The sequence below is a fragment of the Streptomyces sp. TRM70350 genome (assembly GCF_019219825.1).
Classification (GTDB): Bacteria; Actinomycetota; Actinomycetes; order Streptomycetales; family Streptomycetaceae; genus Streptomyces.
Map to the genome: position 1 here is coordinate 1 of NZ_JAHUXH010000055.1, position 20,731 is coordinate 20,731.

The 20,731-nt window shown below is 69.3% G+C and carries 20 protein-coding genes; 5 read left to right on the forward strand and 15 right to left on the reverse strand.

The annotated features are described in order from the left end of the window. Nucleotides 1–82 precede the first annotated feature (82 nt). Complete coding sequence (locus tag KWI83_RS36740) at nt 83–973, forward strand: hypothetical protein (RefSeq protein WP_218518711.1); 891 nt, start codon at nt 83–85, stop codon at nt 971–973. A gap of 144 nt (nt 974–1,117) precedes the next feature. On the opposite strand, the gene KWI83_RS36745 is transcribed toward KWI83_RS36740, so the two are convergent. The 11 genes from KWI83_RS36745 to KWI83_RS36795 form a co-directional block, all read right to left on the reverse strand. Then, a complete protein-coding gene (locus KWI83_RS36745; protein WP_218518712.1) occupies nt 1,118–2,035 on the reverse strand; it encodes an HEXXH motif-containing putative peptide modification protein in 918 nt (305 codons plus the stop codon). 57 nt (nt 2,036–2,092) lie between these two features. After that, nucleotides 2,093–2,254 carry a hypothetical protein gene (locus KWI83_RS36750; protein WP_218518713.1) on the reverse strand — a complete coding sequence of 54 codons (162 nt, stop codon included), beginning with the start codon at nt 2,252–2,254 and terminating at the stop codon, nt 2,093–2,095. A 90-nt stretch (nt 2,255–2,344) separates the two neighbouring features. Beyond that, entirely contained in the window at nt 2,345–3,064 is a 720-nt protein-coding gene (locus tag KWI83_RS36755; protein WP_218518714.1) for a 2OG-Fe(II) oxygenase, read from the reverse strand. Further along, complete coding sequence (locus tag KWI83_RS36760; protein ID WP_218518715.1) at nt 3,061–4,920, reverse strand: radical SAM/SPASM domain-containing protein; 1,860 nt, start codon at nt 4,918–4,920, stop codon at nt 3,061–3,063. The genes KWI83_RS36755 and KWI83_RS36760 overlap by 4 nt, the downstream gene beginning before the upstream one ends. A 30-nt stretch (nt 4,921–4,950) precedes the next feature. After that, nucleotides 4,951–5,817 (reverse strand): hypothetical protein, encoded by an 867-nt coding sequence (locus KWI83_RS36765; protein ID WP_218518716.1) that lies wholly within the window; start codon nt 5,815–5,817, stop codon nt 4,951–4,953. Further along, nucleotides 5,814–6,737, reverse strand: coding sequence for a D-isomer specific 2-hydroxyacid dehydrogenase family protein (locus KWI83_RS36770; protein ID WP_218518717.1), 924 nt, complete (start codon nt 6,735–6,737; stop codon nt 5,814–5,816). Before KWI83_RS36770 ends, KWI83_RS36765 begins: the two co-directional genes overlap by 4 nt. After that, entirely contained in the window at nt 6,734–7,399 is a 666-nt protein-coding gene (locus KWI83_RS36775; protein ID WP_218518718.1) for a TylF/MycF/NovP-related O-methyltransferase, read from the reverse strand. The genes KWI83_RS36770 and KWI83_RS36775 overlap by 4 nt, the downstream gene beginning before the upstream one ends. A gap of 5 nt (nt 7,400–7,404) precedes the next feature. After that, nucleotides 7,405–7,875, reverse strand: a complete 471-nt coding sequence (locus KWI83_RS36780; RefSeq protein ID WP_218518719.1) for an NUDIX domain-containing protein — start codon at nt 7,873–7,875, stop codon at nt 7,405–7,407. Continuing rightward, the gene (locus KWI83_RS36785) at nt 7,866–8,738 is read right to left on the reverse strand and encodes an isocitrate lyase/phosphoenolpyruvate mutase family protein (RefSeq protein ID WP_218518720.1); all 873 of its coding nucleotides are present in this window, start codon (nt 8,736–8,738) and stop codon (nt 7,866–7,868) included. Before KWI83_RS36785 ends, KWI83_RS36780 begins: the two co-directional genes overlap by 10 nt. After that, nucleotides 8,731–9,417: a dTMP kinase gene (locus tag KWI83_RS36790; protein ID WP_218518721.1), complete on the reverse strand. Its 687-nt coding sequence runs from the start codon at nt 9,415–9,417 to the stop codon at nt 8,731–8,733. The genes KWI83_RS36785 and KWI83_RS36790 overlap by 8 nt, the downstream gene beginning before the upstream one ends. Continuing rightward, a complete protein-coding gene (locus KWI83_RS36795) occupies nt 9,414–10,175 on the reverse strand; it encodes a hypothetical protein (RefSeq protein WP_218518722.1) in 762 nt (253 codons plus the stop codon). Before KWI83_RS36795 ends, KWI83_RS36790 begins: the two co-directional genes overlap by 4 nt. Before the next feature lie 306 nt (nt 10,176–10,481). Between KWI83_RS36795 and KWI83_RS36800 the strand changes: the two genes are divergently transcribed. The 3 genes from KWI83_RS36800 to KWI83_RS36810 are packed head-to-tail and all read left to right on the forward strand — an operon-like array spanning nt 10,482 to nt 13,441. After that, complete coding sequence (locus KWI83_RS36800) at nt 10,482–11,894, forward strand: helix-turn-helix transcriptional regulator (RefSeq protein WP_218518723.1); 1,413 nt, start codon at nt 10,482–10,484, stop codon at nt 11,892–11,894. Nucleotides 11,895–11,953: 59 nt separating this feature from the next. Then, complete coding sequence (locus tag KWI83_RS36805) at nt 11,954–12,955, forward strand: asparaginase (RefSeq protein WP_218518724.1); 1,002 nt, start codon at nt 11,954–11,956, stop codon at nt 12,953–12,955. 27 nt (nt 12,956–12,982) lie between these two features. Beyond that, nucleotides 12,983–13,441 (forward strand): PPC domain-containing DNA-binding protein, encoded by a 459-nt coding sequence (locus tag KWI83_RS36810; protein ID WP_009311896.1) that lies wholly within the window; start codon nt 12,983–12,985, stop codon nt 13,439–13,441. Here KWI83_RS36810 and KWI83_RS36815 read toward each other — a convergent pair. Beyond that, complete coding sequence (locus tag KWI83_RS36815; protein ID WP_218518728.1) at nt 13,428–13,997, reverse strand: nucleotidyltransferase domain-containing protein; 570 nt, start codon at nt 13,995–13,997, stop codon at nt 13,428–13,430. The genes KWI83_RS36810 and KWI83_RS36815 overlap by 14 nt on opposite strands. A 407-nt stretch (nt 13,998–14,404) precedes the next feature. Between KWI83_RS36815 and KWI83_RS40535 the strand changes: the two genes are divergently transcribed. Continuing rightward, entirely contained in the window at nt 14,405–14,896 is a 492-nt protein-coding gene (locus KWI83_RS40535; RefSeq protein ID WP_218518725.1) for an ATP-binding protein, read from the forward strand. A gap of 173 nt (nt 14,897–15,069) precedes the next feature. Here KWI83_RS40535 and KWI83_RS36825 read toward each other — a convergent pair whose 3' ends face one another. From KWI83_RS36825 to KWI83_RS36835, 3 genes are all read right to left on the reverse strand, one after another. Next, nucleotides 15,070–15,774, reverse strand: a complete 705-nt coding sequence (locus KWI83_RS36825) for a relaxase/mobilization nuclease domain-containing protein (protein WP_374106459.1) — start codon at nt 15,772–15,774, stop codon at nt 15,070–15,072. A 314-nt stretch (nt 15,775–16,088) separates the two neighbouring features. Next, nucleotides 16,089–17,018, reverse strand: a complete 930-nt coding sequence (locus tag KWI83_RS36830) for a hypothetical protein (RefSeq protein ID WP_218518726.1) — start codon at nt 17,016–17,018, stop codon at nt 16,089–16,091. A gap of 1,187 nt (nt 17,019–18,205) precedes the next feature. After that, a complete protein-coding gene (locus tag KWI83_RS36835) occupies nt 18,206–19,984 on the reverse strand; it encodes a hypothetical protein (RefSeq protein ID WP_218518727.1) in 1,779 nt (592 codons plus the stop codon). Nucleotides 19,985–20,731: the final 747 nt, after the last annotated feature.

Below are 20,731 nucleotides of genomic sequence, written 5' to 3' on the forward strand. Positions count from 1 at the left end.
ATCAGCACCCCAGCCAGGACCCGATACCCGATTTTGATCACAACTACAGACACTCCCTAAGCGGCTGGCTTTCGTGCGGCTGGTGTACGACCAGGCCATGCAGCAGTCCCGACTGCCTGCGCCCCTGAACGTGACCGCGCTACTCACGTTCCACGATTCGGTAGAACTGTTCCTTGTGCTCGCGGGGGACCACCTCGGAGCGCAGTTGGACAGGAAGACCAACTTCCTCGACTACTGGGACCGGTTGAAAAAGACGCCCAATGGGGTTCTCCTCAGCCAGTCGGCCGGCATGCGGCGCCTCAACGACCACCGCAACGGACTGAAGCATGCAGGGAACATGCCGACACCCGATGCGCTTGACCAAGCCCGGGCGGACGTCACGGCATTCTTCGATGAGAACGTGCCACGGGTCTTCAGCCAGGTGTCCTTCGACTCCATCGACATGGCGGACGTGATCCCGCAGGACGACGTGCGCGCCAAGGCGAAGCAGGCGAGCCTGCACGCTGCCGATGGATCACGGGCCCTGGCCATGGTCCTGGTGGCGCGGGCGTTCGCGTTGCTGATCGGCAACAGCCGCGCCATGCGGGGATTCGGCAGGACACTGCGCCAAGACGCATTCTTCGCTGGGAGCCTGGAGAGTGCCTTCCGAAAGATGGGCAACAACCAGGCCGCTCGCCTCGGCGCTCGCCTCGGCGATGTCAGTGGAGCCGTCGTGGAGATCCAAGGAGCAATGCGCATCATGTCGGTGGGCCTCGACTTCCCCCAGTACCTGCGCTTCCGCGAGCTACTGCCGGACGTCTGGCCTAACGACGAGGACCAGGATGCAGTCATCGCGCGGCGCGATGAGGAACACGGCCGGTTTGCCGATCAAGAGGAGTTTGAGTTCTGCCGCCAGTTCCTCGTGACGGCAGCCCTCCGGATCGCCGAAGTGAAGGGCCACCAGCAGCGCCCTTCCTGGCAGCGCAGCGAGTAGTCCATGATCCGCTAGGTCCAGCAGGATCAGGGGGAGGACACCAGCGGCGGGTGACGTCCAGGGTCCTCTGCCTGGTACTTGCTCACGATCGGAGTGGCAGGTAGTCGCGGACGAACCGAGGGGGCTCGCCTCCTGCCGAACGGCCTACAAGCAGAATGGTGATACTTCTGATCCCGCTGGACCCACGACCTTGCCGACCGCGCGACCGATCCGTTCACAGATCTCGTTTGCGGTCACGTACGAGAGGGCCTGTTCCAGATGCTCGGTGGCGGCAGCGAACTGAACCGCTTGTTGGCGGAGGTGGGCGTCGAGAAAGGGGACGACGGTGAACGTGGCGCTGCGCCGAGCCTCTCGTGCGTAGAGCACGGTGAGGGCGAACGCCCAGCACGCATGGAGGAATCCGAATACGGGACGGTCGGTGCCTCGCCAGGGCGAGAAGAAGGTGACGTCCGTGGGGAGGCGCACGTCGTGTGCTGCGAGGGCGTCGTTGAGCCAGTTGTGGGCGGCCTCGTGGATCAGGTCGCGGGCCAGGACCTCGGGGTGGGCGGTGTAGTCGGTGAAGACGGTGCCCGGAAGGCGGGTGAGGGCCCAGCTGTGGAGGGTCTCGTCGAGTCGGCGACGGTTGAGCAGGCAGATGACGGGGGCGTGCTGGGTGAGCAGGGTCCCGAAGCCGTGCTCGGTCGCGGAGGCGATGGCGGCACGAACGAGGCCAAGGGCCTCGGGTGGGGCGGGGCTCGTGTCGGGGCCGACGAGGTAGTACGCGGTTTCGGAGATCTCCGAGCGGAGCAGGTCCGCGGTGCGCGGGTTGAGCACGATGTGCGGGCCGGCCGACAGGTGGGTCAGGTCTCGCACCGTCGTACCCCGGTACCAGGCGAGGCGGTCCGCGTCCCGGGCGCGCGCCGCGTGTTCGGCGCCTTCGAGCAGGTGGTGGGCCACGGCGTAGTCGAGGGCGGACGAGCCGAGGCGGTTGCCGAGTACGGAGGTGATACGGCTGGTCCGTAGGTGCTGGTGGTCGGCGATGCCACCGAGGGCGACCAGGGCTTCCGGGGAGAGAGCGCTCATCTGGGGCTCCGGGGGTGGAACGGGGCCGGACCGGGACGGGCCCGGCCCCGTGGCGGGTCAGGACTCGGCGGTGGGCTCAGCGGCGTCGTGCTGCACCGTGGTGGCCAGCCAGGTCTCGGTGGCCGCGTTGGAGGTGTGCGCGGTGGTGCGCACGGGGTCGCTGTCGCGCAGGGACGCGACTGCCTCCAGGAACTCGTCGAACGTATTGTCTTCTGCCACTGCTCGCTCTCTCCTCTGGTTAGGGCGGTGGGTTGGGGGGAGGGGGGCTGCAGGGCGGGCCGCGGGGGCCGGTCACGGCGGGGAAGCCTCCTACTCGGAGACGAAGAGCGTGAGGAACTTGCGAACACGGCCGGCGCGGACAGGTTCGGTGCCGTGGACGAGCTGACTGCCGAAGACCACGAGCGTGCCGGGAGCGGGCGCGACGCTCCATCGGGTGCGGGGCATGGTGCGGAACCAGGGGGAGGACATGTCCGTCCCGTCGTGTGCGAAGCACATTCCCTGGGCGTAACCCGATCCGATCGGCGCCTCGTCGACGGTCCAGAGGGCGTCGCTGCCTGTGGTCTCCACGTAGAACGCGCCGCCGGTGTCGTGGATGTCTGTGAGCGTGACCGTCGCGGCGGCGATCTGGCGGGGACGGGTGAGGGGATCGGGAGCGATGCCATCGGCATGCGGGGTGATGTACTGACCGGGGCCGTATTCGAGGTAGATCCACGGCCGGTGGCCGGTGACCGACGGCAGGGTGCGCGTGATGACAGCCATGTGCAGCTTCAGGGCCTGGTTGAGGAGGGTGGTCGCCTCGGACGGGATGTCGGTCATCTCGATCCGGCCGGCCGGCTCGTAGACGTCCTGCGCCTCGGCGGCTGAGTGACCGGGGATCTCATGGATGGTGGTACGGCGGGCTGTGCCGTACCGGTTGCGCCCGAGGGAGCCGAGCGTGTCGTCCATGACGAGGTTGAGTTTCTCGATCTCGTCCGGCTTGAGGAAGCCCTCCACAGTGCGGGTGGACAGAGTCTCGGCGATGTGGATCACTGGTCGCCTCCGCACGCGCAGGGAGTGGACGGCGGGGCGGAGGCGGCTTCGGCCAAGGCCACCGTGAGTACGTGCACCGCCTGGGCGAGGTCCTCGAAGTACTCGGCCGACGTGGTGCCGGCAGCGGGCACGAGATAGAGGTCGAGCGTCGGATACACCCGGCCGGTGGTGCGGCAGGCGAGTTCGCTGCGACCGAGGACCAGCGAACACGCGCCCGGCAGGGAGGACTCGGCTTGGCTGGCGGCACGGCACAGGCGTGCAGCTGTACGCGCGTACTCGGCGCGGTCGCGCGGCAGGATGCCGACCGAGAGGAACCGGGGCTCGGCTCCGGGGAGGTCGGAGTAGACGTGGCCCTGGCAGCTGTCGTAGGTGACGGCGTTCCAGCCTGAGGTGAGCGAGTCGACGACCGGGCGGATGCCGGGCTCGATGCCCTCGTACCACTGGGGATGGTGGGGGTCGAGATCGTCTGCCTCGTGCACGCCAGGGAGGCCGACCGTGTTGATGTTCCCGTTGGCGCTGACCTGGAGACGCGCGGGCGGGCGGGGAACTGTGGGGTCGTCCCAGCGGGCCAGGAAGGCGGAGACGTGGTGCATGTTGTTGGGGCGGACGGGACGCCACCGCAAGCGGGAACATGAGGCACCGGGCGGGAGGTCTGGCTGGGCGAGGAGGGCGGCGACGCCGTCGATCAGGCGCATGCGGTGGTCGCAGTACGCGTCTTCGTCGCCCGCGGCGGCGAAACGGAGGCGGACCGCCGGGCAGCCTCCGCCGCAGGTGCCGCGGTAGTCGCAGGTCGTGCACTTCGTGACCAGGGAGCGTGCCTGCTGAAGCAAGGGAGAGCCGCCTTGGGCGCTGGCCACGTCCGCCTCGGTGTGGAAGTCGCTGAGGGAGGCGAGGCCGGCCTGCGGCCAGGGCAGCTCGTCACAGCTTCCCAGGCGGTCATCGGGATAGAGGGTGAGTACGTGGTCGCACTTCAAGTCGGAGAAGTGACAGGAACGGGTCCCCAGACCCTTCAGACGGCGGATGACGGAGACGACGGGCTCCAGCTTGACGTGGCGGAACACCCCGTCGGCGACCCAGTGGTGGGCGGCCTCCAACACGAAGTCGGCGTACTGACGAGGAGTGACGGCCCAGGCCGGGCCGGTGGGGCCAATGGCCCGTCGCTGGAGTGCCCGACTGGTCGGCGCACGGGATCCGACCACCGTGGTCGACCGGGTGACCGCCGCGTCGAAGCACGGCACCAGGCTGACCGTCGTCACGGCGGGAAAGGAGGCGAGGTGCTCCATGACCTCGGAGGCCCGGCCGAGGACGTACGGGGTGACGGCGCAGATGACGCCGACGCGACGTTCCCGACGGCTGAGGAGCTTCAGGGCTTCGACCACTCGCGGGTAGGTGGGGCGGCCGTCGTAGCCCACTCGCCACGAGTTCCCCAGCGCGTCCCCGTCGAGGGAGATGCCGATCTCCAGCTCCGGGTAGTGCCGCTCGAACAGGTCCAGCCAGGCGTCGTCGAGCTGGAGGCCGTTGGTCTGGAGGCTCACGCGGATGACGTTCGGCTGTGCGGCGAGCGCGTCCAGGATCTCCGCGACCCGTTCCCGGCCTGCGGTCAGGGGTTCCCCGCCGTGGAGTTCGACGCTGAGCGGGCGCCCGGAGAAGATCGAACCGAGGCGGTGGACCTGGGCCGCGCTGATGCGGGCGCCGCCCGGTGACTCCTTGCGCTTCTCGAAGCAGTACAGGCAGTCGATGTCGCAGGTCTCCCCGCGGAGCTTGAGGATGACGGAGACGGCCGTGTCCGGCCCGGTGCTCGACATTGGGGCGTAGAGACTCTCCAGGTCCGTGGGGGCGGTGCGGGTGACGGGCATCAGAGACCTCCCGAGGAGGAGAGGCGCGGTCTACGCGCCATGGGTGGAGACCGTGGACAGCCACCCGAGAAGCTGTCCGCCGGTGATGGGGATGTGGACGTCGCCGCGGCGAAGGAACCATCCGTCGGCGTACCGCTGGGGCAGCCAGCCGGCGTCAGGGGCACCCAGGTTGGGAGGCTTCTGCAGCGGCTCGTCGACGGGCCAGCAGTCCAGGAGCGCTTTGGTCACGCGTCGCTGAACCGGACGGAACCACTCCCACGTTTCCGTGCGGGCCGGGTCGATCGGCGGATGGAACGGAGCGCTGGCAAGCAGCGGCAGCCACTTGTCGCCCAGGACAGGATGGCCGGCGGCCGCGCAGCCGAGCGCGGCGAGACAGGTCTCCAGCTTCCGGCACACGACGCTGGCCGATTCGGCCAGGCCGTCCTCGACGAGGCCGGTCAGGTCCTCGGCGAGGCTCGCCGCGACCTCGGCCTGGTCGGCGACCGCCCAGCGTCGGTATCCCTGGCGCTCCCCGGGATCGAGCACCGTATCCCAGCGTCCGGAGCCGTACGAGAGAGCGGTGCGCAGACACATGAGGTCGTGCATCGAGGCGCGTACCCGGCGGAACGATCCGAGATCGTCGCGGCGGACGTCGAAGGAGCGGAGCAGGTGACGGAGTTCCTCGGCTCGTTGAGGCGCCGTCGCCTGGAGATCGACACGGACGCCGTCCACGATGCGTGACTCCCACGCCGGAAGGGGGCCGTACACGATGCCACGCAGGTCGATGTCGCTCGCCGCGTGGGCGAAGCCGCAGGCGAGGGCTCCCTCCAGCCAGACCTCGCGGGCTTCACCGGATGCGAGCAGCGCCTGGGCGACTTTGTCGGCGATCTCCCGGCCTCGTCGTGCCGATGGGTTCACCGGTGCCCTCCTTCGATCAGAACCTTGTCGTCGGCGGTGATCTCCTTGAGGAGATCGACGGCCCATCGGTCGAGCACGCCCCGCACGTCGGAGCGCTGTGCGCCGATGTGGGGTGAGACCAGGAGGTTGAGCGGCGTTGTGGAGTCGGCGAGGAGCGGCAGGTGCTCCCGCTCGACCGGGTCGAGGGCGAGACCCGAGAGCCTCCCGTCCGCCAGTGCCCGCAGGCAGGCGGCGATGTCGAGGGTCCCCAGCCGCCCGGCGCAGATCAGCAGAGGCCGCTGCGGAGCGACGCGTGAGAGGAAGTCCTCGCCGATGAGATTTTCGGTCGTGGGGCGCAGCGGCAGAGCGATCACGTGTACCTGCGACTGCTCCATGAGCGCTGTCTGCGACAGCTCACGCAGACCAGGAGGGTTCGACGGCCACGCGGCGAAGGCCGTGCGGCCCAGGAAGGGAGCGAGGGCCCAGTCGACGGCCAGCCCCACCGGGCCCGCGCCCCAGATCCCTGCGGCCAGGCTCGCGAGTGACGCACCCATGCACGCCTGCTTCTCGTGCTGGCCGAGCAGCAGCGCGTGCTGCCCCAAGGGGATCCGCCGGGCCAGTGCGAGGGCAGCGGCAAGGACCCACTCGCCCACAGCGCCCGCGCCGGCCTCGGCGTTGCGGTGCAGAGTGATGCCACGCTTCCGGAGGGCGCTCACGTCGATGTGGTCGATGCCGGAGCCGGTCCGTACGACGTGCCGCAGACGAGGGAGCGCGTCGAGCTCCTCCTCGCCGAGACGGACGCCGGAACGCAGGACGAGCACGGCCGTGTCGGTGGGCGGAGGCGAGTCCAGGTCGGGCAACTCGTGTACGAGTACATCGGGCAGGGCGCGGCGGATCGCGCTCGCGTCCGCCGCACCGCGTAGCACCAGGACAGCACTCATCCGAGGAACTCCGGCTTCTCGTACCGGCCGAAGGCGAGATCACCCTCGCCGACGACGACGGTCATGGGCGACGGCGCGCCGAAATACGCGTCGCAGGCGCGCTTCACCCCCGGGAGCCCGTCCCAGGCCCGCGGATTGACCGCCGTGTCCGCGTAGTCGTCGACGAGCAACACACCCGTCGGTACCAGGCGGGTGACGCAGTGCGTGAGTCCCGTGAGGGTCGAGTCGTAGAAGTCGCCGTCCAGGTAGGCGAACGCGATCTCGTCGGGCAGCTCCTTGGGAAGGGTCTCGTCGAACCACCCCGGATGGATGACCGGCGTCGGCCTGCCCCAGGCCGCATGCGTGGCGCGCACGTCGTCCGGGGACGACCGGAGCTCGCCCGCGGCCAGATGGTCCGAGTCCTGGGCGCCGGGCGCGGGCATGCCCTGGAAGGAGTCGTAGACGTGGATCTCGCGATCGCGGTCGCCCAGCGAGTCGAGCACGCTACGGATCCAGAGGGCCATCGCGCCCCTGTAACAGCCGAGTTCGACCACGGCCCCCGGCAGACTGCGGGCGCTCAGGTCGGCGAGCTCGCCGGCGATCACGCTGAGCCGGTCGGCACAGACCGTCCCTGAGTGCTCCCGCAGCAGCCACTCCCGCAGATCCTTCAACGTCGGATCCATGAAGGTCACCACCTGTCCACGAAGGGGTCGGCGAGATCCCCGCTCAACGCCGCCGACAGCGGGCGGTTGATCCGGGGCAGCAGGTACACGTCATTCAGACGTTCCAGCGGAACCCACTCGAAGCCCACCTGGATGGGGTCCGGAGGTTCCGGCATGCGCGGCTCGGCGTCGTCCACCTGCTTGGCGAGGAAGTTGAACTGAACCTTCTGTACGTCTCCGAACTCGCCCTGCCACGACTCGGGGACGTACTCGACGACGCACAGCAGACGCCGGGCCACGACCTGGAGGCCGGTCTCCTGTGCGACCTTGCGGTTCACGGCCTGACGCAGGTCTTCGCCGACCTGGGCCTTGCCACCCGGGAGGTTGTAGTGGAACCCGGCTTCGTCGTCATACGACAGCAGCAGGACGGTGCCGTCGCGCACGATCGCCGCCTTCACGGACACACTGATCCGAGGCAGCTCGGGCGTCAGAGGCACGACAGCGCCTCCGGTTCGCCGACGCGCATCAGGTCGCCGACCTCCGCCAGAGAGCCCGCGACGGTGGAGCGGAAGCTTCCTCCGCGCTGGAACTGACGAGCGGCGGTGCGCATACCCGCGAGGGCGGCACGGCTGAGCTGGTTCGCGTAGATGCAGAGGCGGAAGCCGGCCTCGCCGAGTTCGGCGGCGCTCAGGTCGGGGAACGCCGTGGGCACGCTGACCAGCGGCACGTCGTGGCTCCACGCACGTCCGATGGTCCGCGCCTGATCACCGGTCGTGTCCTTAGAGTGGATGAGTAGCGCATCCGCTCCGGCCTCGGCGTATGCCTCGGCGCGGGCGATCGCCGTGGCCATGTCCTCCTCCCCAGCGATCAGGGCCTCGGTGCGGGCCACGACCACGAGGCCGTTACCGGCGACCTTCCGTATACGCCCCACCTGCTCGCACAGAAGGTCCCGGTCGGCGAGGGTCTGCGCCCGGTGGGCAGCGAAGCTGTTGCACTTCGGGTACGCGCTGTCCTCGACACACACCGCAGCGGCTCCGGCGCGCATCAGGTCGTACGCGAACCGCTCTGCCGTGCGCCCCGAGCCGCCCGCGTTGTCAATGTCCACGATGATGGGTAGTTCGGTGACGCGGCCTAGCGAGGCGACCACGTCGGACAGGTCCCGGGGGCCCAGGACGTTGGCGTCCGGCAGCCCGGAGGCCGCGGACACCTCCAAGCCGCTCACCCACAGGGCGTCGAAGCCCGCCTCCACCGCGACGTGCGCGGCGAGCGCGTTCACCGCACCGATCGCCAGGAGCGGGTGCTTACGCTCGCTGTCGGCGAGGGCCTCACGCAGACGCGTCGCCTTCGTGCCGTCAGCCATAGGTCTCTCCTCCTTCCGCGTGGGCGGCGAGCGACGGCACCAGCTGCCGTTCGCGCAGTACGTCCCAGGCTGCGAGCAGCACCTCGGACCGGGGTCGGCGGGCGTCCAGGCGGACCACATCGCCGAAGAGCGGGAACTCGTCGGGCTTCGAGACCACGGCCTCGTAGGTCTGGCGCACCCGGCTCTGGACGTCGTGCACGTCCCAGTCGGCCCGGACGGCGTCACCCTGGCGGGCCTGCGCCCGGCTCATCGAGGCGTCGGTCTCCAGGTCCAGGACGAGCGTGAGATCGGGGGCAACGGTGAGGTGCGCGGCCAGCGTCTCGTACGTCTCCGACGCCCTCATGCCGTGCTTCACGGCGAAGAAGGCCAGCTCGCTGAGAAGCCAGCGATCCGCGATCACGGGCCGGGCCGGTCGCTGGGGGAGCACGAGGCGATCCAGTGTGGCCCGCTTGTCCGCCGCGATCGCGGACAGGTGGGCGTCACGGTTCCTGGCGTTCGGCTGGTACTTGCCGGTGACGATGGCAGCGGCCTGGTCGGCGGCGAGGAAGTTGGTGGTGAGCACGCACAGCGGGGTGACGCCGTAGAGCCCCTCCCAGAGCCGAAACAGGCCCTTGCGCAGCGTCGTCTTGCCGGTGCCGTCGAGCCCCTCGATGACGATGAACGGATAGCGGTGGTTCATTCGACCTGCCCCGCCCCCGTGCCGCCGGCGTACTTGGTGAAGCGACCCCGCCAGCGGGCCGTGGTGGACACCAGGTCCACCAGCCGTAGCTCCGCCAACTCGTCGATCAGTCGGGGCAGCTCGGGCTCGACGCAGACGCCGGCCTCGATGGCGCGGCAGTACGCGGCGCGCAGGGCCGGGTAGTCGTCGGAGTCGCGTAGCGCCGCCTCCAGTACCCGCGTGGCCATGCCGTTGGCCACCACGCTCACCGCGGTGCCCAGGGCCTGCTCGTGGAGCGGGCCGGGGTGCGGCTCCAGCGTGATGTGGTGCACCCCGCGGTGGCGGATGACCGCGAAGAAGCCCACCCACCACGCGGCGGCGGCGCTGACGGCGGTCACGGCGTTGGACCAGGCCGCCCCGGACCGCTTCCCAAGGAGGTTCTGGGCAGCGGTGTCGGCAGCGCGGTGAAGTGCCCCGTGCTGGCTCCGCGACTCCGCTCCGTGCCGCTGGGGCAGCTCCCACCAGGAGCCGAGCCCGGCGTCCTCCAGCAGCGCCATCGCGGACTCGTCGCCTGTCAGTAGCGGAGACGGGCGCTGGGCCAGCACGGAGACATCGGCGCCCGGCACGTCCGGCAGCGCCTTCTCCTCGGCGACGGCAGCCCGCCATTCGTCGAGATGGAGATGGAGCCGCTGGGTCAGCAGCCCGTCCGCCAGCGTCTGCCAGGCATGGGCCAGCGGCGGCGAACCGGGAGGCCGGGGCGGCAGGGTCAAGGAGGTCACAGGTCGGATCCTCACGTCCGGGGAGTCGCGGCACGCGGCTCCGGTCGGTGGTGCTCCACCACGATGGCCGCCACGAAGGCCCACGCCTATGAGTGTTTATGAGCCCTGCCAGCGGAACGTGTCCCGGTGGTCGCAGAGCGAGGGAGAATGCCGACCATGGTCGACAGCGGACAGCGGCGGTGCCCGCGCTGCGGTGCCCTTCTCAGTCGCTTCAACGCCGGTACTCGATGTGCCTCGTGCCAAGACGGGTCGGCCGCCCGACGGGCCGACCCGGCCTTCTGGCGTGATCCGACGGTCCGGCGAGCCGTGGCCGCATGGGAACTCGGCACCGTCGTCAAGCTGTTCAGGAAGCACACGGGCCTCTCCCAGGCCGGCGTGGCGCGGATGGTCAGCATCGACCAGGCCGAGGTCAGCAGACTGGAACGCGGTCTCAAACAGATCCGCGACCGACGGCAGTTCGTCCAGTGGACCGACGCGCTAGGAGTTCCGGAGGAACTGCTCGGGCTTCTGCCCACGGCTGATCCGCACATCCCGGAATCCACGGGCCGCCCGGGAACGGCGGACACCGGAGCCCGTGGGTACGCGGCGTTGCCGGAAGGGCCGGGCCAGTTTCTCTTACCCGCCGGCCAGTCCGTCTCGACGACGGCGCTTCCCGTGCTGACGCTTCCCGCGGCCTCCTTCCTCGGGGACAACTTGAGACTCGACTCCCGCCCGGATCTGGATGCCTGGCGCACCATGCCGATGCGCGCGCTCGTCGTCGCGAACCGCACGGTGGACGGGGCGGTACGGCAGTTTGTCATCGACGCCCGACCGAGCGGCGTACGCGCCACGGCCTCCGAACCGGTCGACATCCCCGCCGCGTACGAACTGGACGACCTGACCTACGGCATCCTGTGGGCCGTGTCGGGATTCGAGGCGGCACTGCTCGGCGACGACCAGCCCCTGCACACCTCGCTGGCGTCGCTCACCGTTTTCCCAGGCGCGCCAATCGCCGCCGACCAGGGACTGACCGAAGTCTCCCGGATGCTCATCGGCTCGGAGACCGCAGCCCGGTACATCCTGGGCAACCGTGACCACCTGGGCGACGCACCCGTCCTCTGGACCAGGGAACAGCGTGGTGAGGAGGCCGCCACATGGCTGTTCTTCCGGCACAAGTACCGCTACCTCGAACGAATGGCCCCCCGACGTCCGGGCGGCACCAGCGGCCGGGGATTCTGCGTCCCCGATACGGCGATCGCCTCCTCGCCGGCGTACGAGCGCGTTCTGCTGTTCCTCGCCATCGCGCTCATGGAGTCCTTCGGCATCCGCACCTGGGTGACCGACGACGGAGGCTTTTCACACACCGACGGTTTCGCCCTCTCTCCCGGGCGCCGGGCTGTCATCGCCTCTTGGGTACGGACCGAGGGAGCGTCCCACCTCGCGGTCACCGCGCGGCCGGGAGCCCTGCGGACTTTCGCCGATGTGACCGGCCACGTCAGCCACCACTCGGCCACAGCGGCCGAGCAGGCCGGACAGCGCCTCTCAGCGACGGCGGAGTATCTCGGCCTCGACGCCCCCTGGCTCGGTCGCCGGTGCGCCCAGTTGTCGGCCGTCGGCACGGAGCGGCTCGCCCGGCCGCGCAGCCGGCTGCTCGGCCTCGAAGGGCTGGAGGCTGCCTGTCGGTTCGTGGCCGAGCAGCTAGTGATCATCCCGCGTACCCGGACGGCGCCGACCCGATAGCCTGCGTGAACCACTCGTGAGGCCGCGCTCGGCGGCATCCGGACAGGGGAGCAGGGGATATGACGGAGTCGGTCAAAAGCGTGGCGGTCTTCTCCCTCGGCGGCACGATCGCCATGACCACGGATCCCACCACCGGAGGTGTCGTACCCGCGCTCTCGGCCCACGAACTCCTCGCCGCAGTACCCGCTCTGGCCACGAGCGGCATCGGCCTCAAGGTGCGGGACTTCCGGCGTCTGCCCGGCGCCTCCCTGACCTTCGATGACCTCACCGCGCTGTCGGCCGCGATCACGGCGGAGCTGGAGGCCGGTGACGTCGACGGCGTCGTCATCACCCAGGGCACCGACACCATCGAGGAGACGGCCTTCCTGCTCGACCTCTACCACGGCCACGAGCAGCCGGTCGTCGTCACCGGCGCGATGCGCAACCCCACCCTTCCTGGCGCCGACGGCCCGGCCAACATCCACGCCGCTGTCCTGGCCGCCGCCGACCCCGGCCTGCGGGGCGCTGGCTGCCTCGTCGTACTCGGCGACGAGATCCACTCGGCACGGACCGTCCGCAAGTCCCACACCACCAGCCCCGCCGCCTTCACCTCACCGGCGTGCGGCCCGATCGCGCGGATCGCGGAGAACCGGGTGCAGAGGGTGGGGGGTCTGCCGTCCCGTGGACCGCTGGTCGGTGCCCCCTACCGTGAGGCGCGCGTCGGGCTCTACACCGTCACCCTCGGCGACGACGGCACCCTGCTCGACCTGTGGAACGGCAACTGCGACGGACTCGTGGTCGCGGCCTTCGGCGTCGGCCACGTCCCGGAGCGCCTCGTCGAAGGGCTCACCAAGCTCGCGTCCCGCATCCCCGTGGTTCTTGCCTCCCGCATCGGCAACGGACCCGTCCTGTCCTACACCTACGGCTTCCCCGGCTCCGAGAAGGACCTCCTCGGGCGAGGACTCATCGGCGCCGGAGACCTCAGCCCGTACCAGGCGCGGCTCCTCCTGCACGCTCTGCTTGCCCAGGGCGCCGACGGGGCGACGGTCCGCGAGACCTTCACCACCGCCTCCACCAGCTGATCCCACGTCGTCAGGAGATACCCGCGCATGCGTGCTCACGAGCTGACCGTTGGGCGTACATTCGGCGTTACCTTCGACCACGGGGAGGACTTCTTCGAGGCGCTGTCCACCTTCTGCCGGGACAACGGCGTACGGCAGGGCTACATCCCCTCTTTCATCGGGGCCTTCGCGGAGGCCGAGATCGTGGGTGCCTGCGAGAAGCTCGCTGACCCGGACGCACCGGTCTGGGCGAAGACGTACGTCACCAATGTCGAGGCTTTCGGCGCGGGCACGCTCGCCCACGACCCGGCCACCGGCGGGATACTTCCGCACATCCACGTCTCCGCCGGCCTGAAGGCCCAGTCGGCCGACGGCAGGACTAGCCATCTCCTCAGCGCTAAGGTCCAGTTCCTCAGCGAGCTGCTGATCGTGGAGGTCACGTCGCCCACCATGACCCGGCCCCGGAACCCCGACCTCTACGACGTTCCGCTGCTCACGTTCGGCTGACCGGAAGGAGCCGGCGAAGCCAGGGGTGGTTGGGCGCGATCACCTTGATCGCGTCCGCCAGCCAGGCGCGTGCCGGAGCGTCGAGCAGCGGCAGTACCGCTTCGAAGTCGGTCTCGTCCTTGTCCCGGGTCGCCTTTGCCTTGTAGAAGAGCTGTACTTCGGGCGCGAGATACGGGATGCCCGCCTCGCTCGTTCGCCCGAGCTGGTCGATCGGGAGCCGGATCTTTGGGGTGCGCCGCGAGACCCACTGGGTGCCCTCGGCCTCGTCCAGCATGAGCTGCACGGACCAGGGCGCCTTGGATGTGCGGCGGCACCAGATGTCGTGGAGCGGCGGCCGAAGGACCTCTCCAGGACGCCACGGCCGCAACTCCCCCTGGCCGGGCGGATCCGCCACGTGCAGGTCCCAGTCGGCCAGCAGTTCATGTACGAGGGCCTGGTCACGCCGGAGAACGAGGACGTCGAGATCGCCGTGTGCGCGCAGCTCGCGGCCGACCGCGAGTTCGATCGCGTAGCCACCGGCGATCCACCACGGGAAGTCCGCCTTGGCGAAGACCATGGCCACATCCTCGGGGCGATCCGGCACCCAGCGTCCCAACACGTCAGCACTCACCCGCCCATACTCCCAGTGACCAGACGGGCGGAAGCGCAGGCCGACGGCGGGTCGGCGGTCTCGCTGGAGTGCCTTGTCGCTCGTTGGCCCCTCGCGCTCATAAACGCCCATGAGTATCAGGGGCACCGGCGGCCATCGTTGAGTGCGTGACTCGCGACCGGTCTCGTGGCTGGTGCCTGAGCCACGATCCTCCCGGGGTTGCGCGCCCGAAGCCGGGGTGCTTCCTGCGGCCGTACGCCTCTCAGCGGCGTGCCTGACGCGCTTCCGCGACCACGTCGCAGCTCCGGGAGACGGCCACCGACGTCACCCACAGGAGGTCCGCCGCCCGATGATCAGCGCGCCGTCCCGGCCTCGTGTACCGCTGGACCGACCACACCATCAACCCGACCGGCGAAGCCCGCGCGGTTCTGCGACGTGTCCTCAAGGATCTGGGCCTGTCAGGAGACGTCATCAGCGACGGAGTCCTGGCCGTCTCGGAGCTCGTGGCGAACGCGCACGAGCACGCGCGCGGCCCGTACGAGGTACACCTTCGATCTGCTGCGGGAAGATACATCTGCGAGATCCACGACGGCGATCCTCTGCTTCCAATGGACCTCTACGCGACTGCCTTGTCCCAGGCGGAAGTCGCCTCGGTGGAGGCGGCGACCGGGCCGCTTGACGAGCGTGGACGGGGGTTGGTCATCGTGAATGAATTGGCCCGAGGCCAGTGGGGTTACCACCTGACGGACTGGGGCACAAAGGCCGCCTGGGTGGTTCTGGCGGAGGCTCCGGCGGCGAGGAAACCAGTAGCCCCGGCCCGGTCGATGCCCACGTGCACAAGTCGGTCGCCAAGGCCACGGTGGTGAGGTCTGCGGGGTGATAAGGCGAATCGGCAGGCGTGGGAAGCTCCGGTTTCGTGGCGGCGCATCGGCTGGCGGCCACCGGGGGCAGGGGCTGATCTCCCAGACGGGGCACCCGTACTGTTCGGCTCTGCGGATCGGGAGGCCCTGGAGCCGGGCGTGGCTTCTTGGCAGCCGCTTCAGTCCTGCCGCAACGGCGGCCCACCCAGTGGGCCGCCGTTGGTGTGCGTCCGGTCAGTTCTGTCCGTGCAGGGCGCGGTATTCGAGGCGGGCTCGCCGTTGTCGTTAGTGTCGCCGGGCAAGGCGACCTTGTAGCCCTGCAGGTCGCCGGAGGGCAGAGTGCGGGTTTCGACCTGGAGGCCGGCGTCGGCGAGCAGGTTGAAGAACTCCTGAAGGTTTTCGGCGCGGGCGAGCGCCGTGCGGACGACGTGGCGGAGTTCTGCACGTGTGTCCTTGCTGCGGCCGGTGCGCTTGGCCTTCTCCTGCTCGGCGCGGGTGGGGCGCTTGGCGGCCGGGGTGCGGGCGGCGGCCTGGCGTCCGCGGGGGACGCGGGTGAGGCCGAAGCCTTCCTCGATCGCCGTGAGTTCGGTCATGGCGCGGTGGTAGTCGATCCAGTTGCGGGGCGGTCGCAGGTCGCCGCGCATCTTGGTGGCGACGATGTGGATGTGGTCGTCCGCGTGGCGCACCGCGATCCAGCGGCAGCCGTCCGGATCGCCGGTGGGGGCGATGCCGGTCGCGTGCACGATGCGGCGCGCGATTTGTTCCCATTCGGCGTCGGTGAAAATGCGGTCCTCGGGCGCTGCGCGCAGCGAGCAGTGCCACACGTGCCCCGCCGGGGCCTGGTCGCCGGCCTGCTTGACGTCTCGCAGAGGCTGGGCTGTCACCAGGGGCCGCCGTCGTGGTGTACAGCGACGGGGACGGGCGAATCGTTGTCCGTCGGAAGGACGACGCAATCCGCGACCTTTTGGAGAACGGCACGCTGTGACCTGCCTGCCCCCATGGTCGCAATTTTGGTGCCATACACCCCGTCCGGCGCCGTCCACCTCCTGTCCAGCGAACCGCTCCGCCGCGTCGAACCCCCTGTACCCGGTGCTGGGACCGGTACAGGGGGCTTTGGCAGACGACGGGAGGGGTAGCGGCCAGCGGGCCTGGACTCAGGCGGACCGTCTTTCCGGCCGTCGGGCGGCGTTCTCCCTCGTCACGCAGCCAGCGGCGGTGCCTCCTCTGTATGAGCGGGGGGCGCGAGGAGGGGGAAGGAGCAGTCCTCAGGGCGCCGGCCCATCCGCTGCACAGTGACCGCCGCGAGCAGCGCCAAACCCGGGCCGGGCACCGGCGAGCGTTCCATTCCCACGTAGAAGATCCCGTTCTCGTCGGGCTCGGCATCCACGCGGTCGAGGCTGGCGGACAGCGCGGCGCAGTACCCCCACAGGTCCGCTCGCAGCCCGCTGGGGATATCCGTGCGGACCCAGACCAGGGGGTGCAGCGCTCCCTGGTCGTCGCAGCCGATCGCGACTGTGGCACCCACTCCGTCGGGAAGCGGATATGCATCCTCCGGCATGTCCTCGGCCGTGCCGGCGAGTGCATCGGTGATCAGCGTGCGCAGTGCCACGATCACCTCCTCGTCGCTGCGCCAGCCGTGCAGTGGCGCGTAGGCGGATCCTTCGTAGAGGTCGCGCACGTCCTTGCTCTGCTTCGAGCGCACGTCGGGTGGTTCGTCTGCCGGACCGTCCTCCGGGTCGACCTCCTCCAGCAAGGTCTCGGCGAAGGTCACCCCTTCTTCCGAGTCCACTGTGATGGCGGCCCATCCGTGACTGATGTGCTCGGAGAAGAGCCGCCGGATGTGGTGCTTCTTCGCTTCCTCAGACAGTCCGGGGACAGTGACGACAACGATCTGGCCGCGGAGGGCGATGAGCCATGCCTGGTGGTCGTCGATCAGCTCCCCCTCGGAGAACGTCGCGCCTAGGGCGTCCCCCAGGACCTCGACCGGCAGAGCCCATGCGTCATGCGCCCGCAGCAGGGACGCGGCCCTCTCTGACGCCTGGATCAAAGGGTGCGGCGCACCGGTATCGGGCTGTTTCTCGCAGACTCGGGTGCTGTTCGAGAGCACACGATCCGAATTGGCTACCACGATGCTTCCTTTCGCCGGGAAACCGAACAAAGCCAGTCTTCGGCGGTGATGCGCGCGATGCTGCATATAGTCGGAAAAGCTCTTCTCGTTTGCTCTGCGCCTGTCAGGCTGGGAGCCCCGAGCACCGGAGAGGCTGCGGCTTCATGGGCTGGACATACTCTTTTGCCTCGGGGAGTCGGCGGCTGCAGCCCGAACGGCTGAGGGGCGCGCGTGAAGAGCACCGGTTCTCCGCTGACGAGCACTGCCGCGCGCCGCCGTCGAACTCTTGCGCATCTGTCGCCGATTTCGAGGTGCACCTGAACCGGGCGAGAAACCCGTCGAGTGTGCAATGGGGGGCGTACAATTTCGTCGCCTTGATTCAGTCGTGCGTGGACACGATCGCGCTATCCTCCGGGCTGGGGCAACCTCGGCGCCCCTCGTGAAGAGGTGCTCGCCGACATGGCCCGCGTCGCTGGAAGCATGGCCCCACACCGCCCTGCTGAGGAACACGCACACGTCGCCCGGCACCTCCTCGACCACCTCCTGCGCCACGACGAGCCGACCCCGTACTTCACCGTCGAATACGCGGATCCCGACTCCAGCTGGCGGCCGGTTCTCCTTCAGGTACGCGATTCTGGCCGCCGACGGACGCCCCCAGCACTTCAACGCCGATAACACCGCCGTGACCCTGCTGCTTGCTACTCCCCAGGCGGCGTCGCGTAGACGGTCGCTGCCCTTGGCCAGGCGGCCCGGACCAAATTCGGTCCGTCCGGGCCGCCCGTGTGCCATGACGCCTCCAGCTTTACGGGGAGGGTGCCGACGTGGGCTGGTTGGCCGGTGCCGTGGTCACGGTTGAGGGCTGCGTGGGGGTCGTTGCGTCACGTGCGGTGTTGTCCGTTCCGCCGAACAGTGCCCAGAGCATCATCACGACAGCGGCAGCGGCACCGATGGCGCCGACGATGTCGCCTTTTCCTTTGGAACCGGGGATTTTGTCCGCCGTGTGTTTGTGGACGAAGTAACAGAGCACGAGTCCGGCCGTCAGGATGGCGGCGCGGAGACCGTCGATGGTGATCGTTGCTGGGCTTCTCCTACAGGCTCGGAGCCTGCCTGCCCTGGCCCGCTCGGGTCCGGCAGGCAGGCACCACCCAGGGGGCCGCTGCAAGTGCTGACCCCCGGGACCTCTTCTCAGTGGGCTGGGTGGTGGCCTGTCAGGTCTGGGTGCGGTCCGCGTCCGGGGTCCGGCCGGGGTGCGGTTCGGCGGGAGGCCGGACATCGATCAGCAGGTCTTCCAGGGCGCGTACGTTTTCCCGGACCTCCTGCCAGTCGGCCCGGCTGCCCATGGGGTGTTCCTTGAGCGGGTTGGGGAAGTCGGCGGCCTCGGTGATCAGGTTCTTCACGGTGCTGACCGCTTGGCCCAGGTTGTCGAGCAGGTCGATGCGGCGCTGCTCGTTGCGGTCTTCTCGGGACTGTGTCCGCCCGGCCGTTGCCGCCTGGGCTGCGCGGAGCTTGCGCCGTTCCTTGGCACTGCGGTCGGGGTCGGCCTGCTCGAAGAGGTGTCCCTCGCGCAGGGTCTGCAGGGCAGCGCCATCCGGGATGGGCTGGCCCTGAGGGTCCGCGTGCAGGTACGTGTAGTCCGCCTGGACCGAGCGGCCCTCGCCGGTGCCGCCGGCCTTGGTGGGGTCAAATGTCTCTAGCACGGTCTGTGCCTGCCGACGTCCGTGGGCGGTGGCGGCCCAGGGGGAGAGGAGCGCCGGGGGCGTGGCCCGGTACGGGACACGGCCGTCATCGACCTTGCTGCCGGTGTCTCGGGTGAGGACGGCGTCCGCCATCAGCGCGGTGCCCGCCAGCACCATCAGGGTGGTGACCGCGTTGTGGTCACCGTCGTCCGCCAGCAGGCGGACGGATTCCGGGGAGCCGACCACCGGCGTCCAGTTCTGGAACACCTCCGGGGTCAGGGCACCGCCGTTGCGCCAGGCACGCCGGGCGACGTCCGTGGTATCCGGCTTGACGGCGCGCCAGGGGAGGTCGATAAGGACCCCGAGAAATCCGGCGTACCGTTCGTCACGCACCTGACCGAACCCACGGTCGCTGCGGATGAACCTCTTCGCCTCCACGAAGATGTGCGGCCGGGTCAACGTGTGCACAATCAGGAGTGCCCGCCACAGCGGCGTCAGGCGTCCGTCCGGGTCGCACACGGAGTGCCGCTCCAGGCCGAAGTCCGCGACCAGGACGTTGACGTCGTCGGCGGTGAGTCCGTCCTCGGCAGCGAGCGTGGCGAACGTCTGGCTGATCAGCCCCCGGGCCAGAAGATGGCCGACCATGCGCCGCGCGGTCATCGCGTCCTGAGCCGCGTCCCTCCAGGGGTTCACGCTGATGTGCCGAGCGCTCTGGGCGGTGGCGATCGCGGCCGGCAGAGTGTCAGGCGCGGCGTCTTCGGAGATGACGGCGCCGACGACCAGGCGCAGTGGGATGCGGCGCGCTTGCAGCTGACGCAGGGTGGGCATGCTCAGGCCGTCCCGCTCCAGGGCTGCGTTGTACTGCTCCGCGTCGCGGATGTACGAGCGTCGGCGCGCCGCGCGGGACGCGTTGAAGGTGTCGCCGAAGGAAGTCGCGACCCGTCGAACCATCTCGGCCGCGTTAGCGGCCGGATCGTGCAGCCGGGCGCGGCCGGTACTCACTGCGCTGGAAATGCCGTCGTACAGGCCCGCGATGTACGTCGTCGGGCTCCCGTCGTCGTAGTGGACCTCCGAGATGACCGCCTCGACCGGCGTCATTACGCCGTTGCTGAGGATCGAGTCGCTGTAGTCGGCCCCCTCCTGCCGCAGAGTCCCCATGGCCACGGCCTCCACGAGCGCCCGCGCTTCTGCCGGGCTGGCGAAATTCACCCTCAGCTGGGCGAGCTGCTGGCCGGAGTCGTCGACCACCCCGGTGGGCTTGGGCGAGGTGGGGGCGTTGACGAGGCGCGAGAGTCTCGGGTTGCCGAGCACCTGGAGAGAGAGGCGGCATCGGCGACACCTTCGAGGAAGTACAGCGCGGTGGCCCCGGCGTAGAAGGTGCCCAGGCCGTCGACACCGTTCTTGTGGGTGGCCAGGAGAACGAGCCGGGGTACGTCCAGGAAGACGCCCGTCGCAGCCTCGATGGCTTCGGGCGAGAGATTGATCCGCGGGTTGTCCCGCATGGCCCGGCCGGAGCGTTCCCAGCTCCTTCGGCTCCGGGATGGGGGAGCGGCTGGGGGACGTGCTCGATGTCCAGGACGCTGCCGTCCTCGGACGTGATCTGTACGCGTGAGGAACTCATGAACGAGATTCCTGTCGTTCAATAGTGTTCCGCAGCACTTGTGCGGAAGACACTCCCACCTGGAGAACAGGCAGACGCGGGCACGATGGCTACCGCGTGAAACCGTCCACGCCAGGACGGTGACGAGGCAGGCCATCGAGGGAAGAGCTGTTTTCCAATCAGCTGTCCCAGGCCGCTGCAGGGTTGCCGCCCACCAACGACAACTACCTGTGGTGAACACGTCCGTTACTGATCGCTTCTCTGTTCGTAGCGAGAGAGTGTAGCTCGTTTCGGCCTGAGGCTGTTGGTGCTTCAGATCGGTCCTGGTGCGTCCGTTACCCGAAGATCGTCGGCGTTGATCCCGGCGCTTACGAGCGGGTTCGTAGCGAGGAGTCCCAGGCTCGCTGACCATGAGGACGCCTTCCGCTGGACTCTAGTCCATCCCGGTGAGAAGAAGC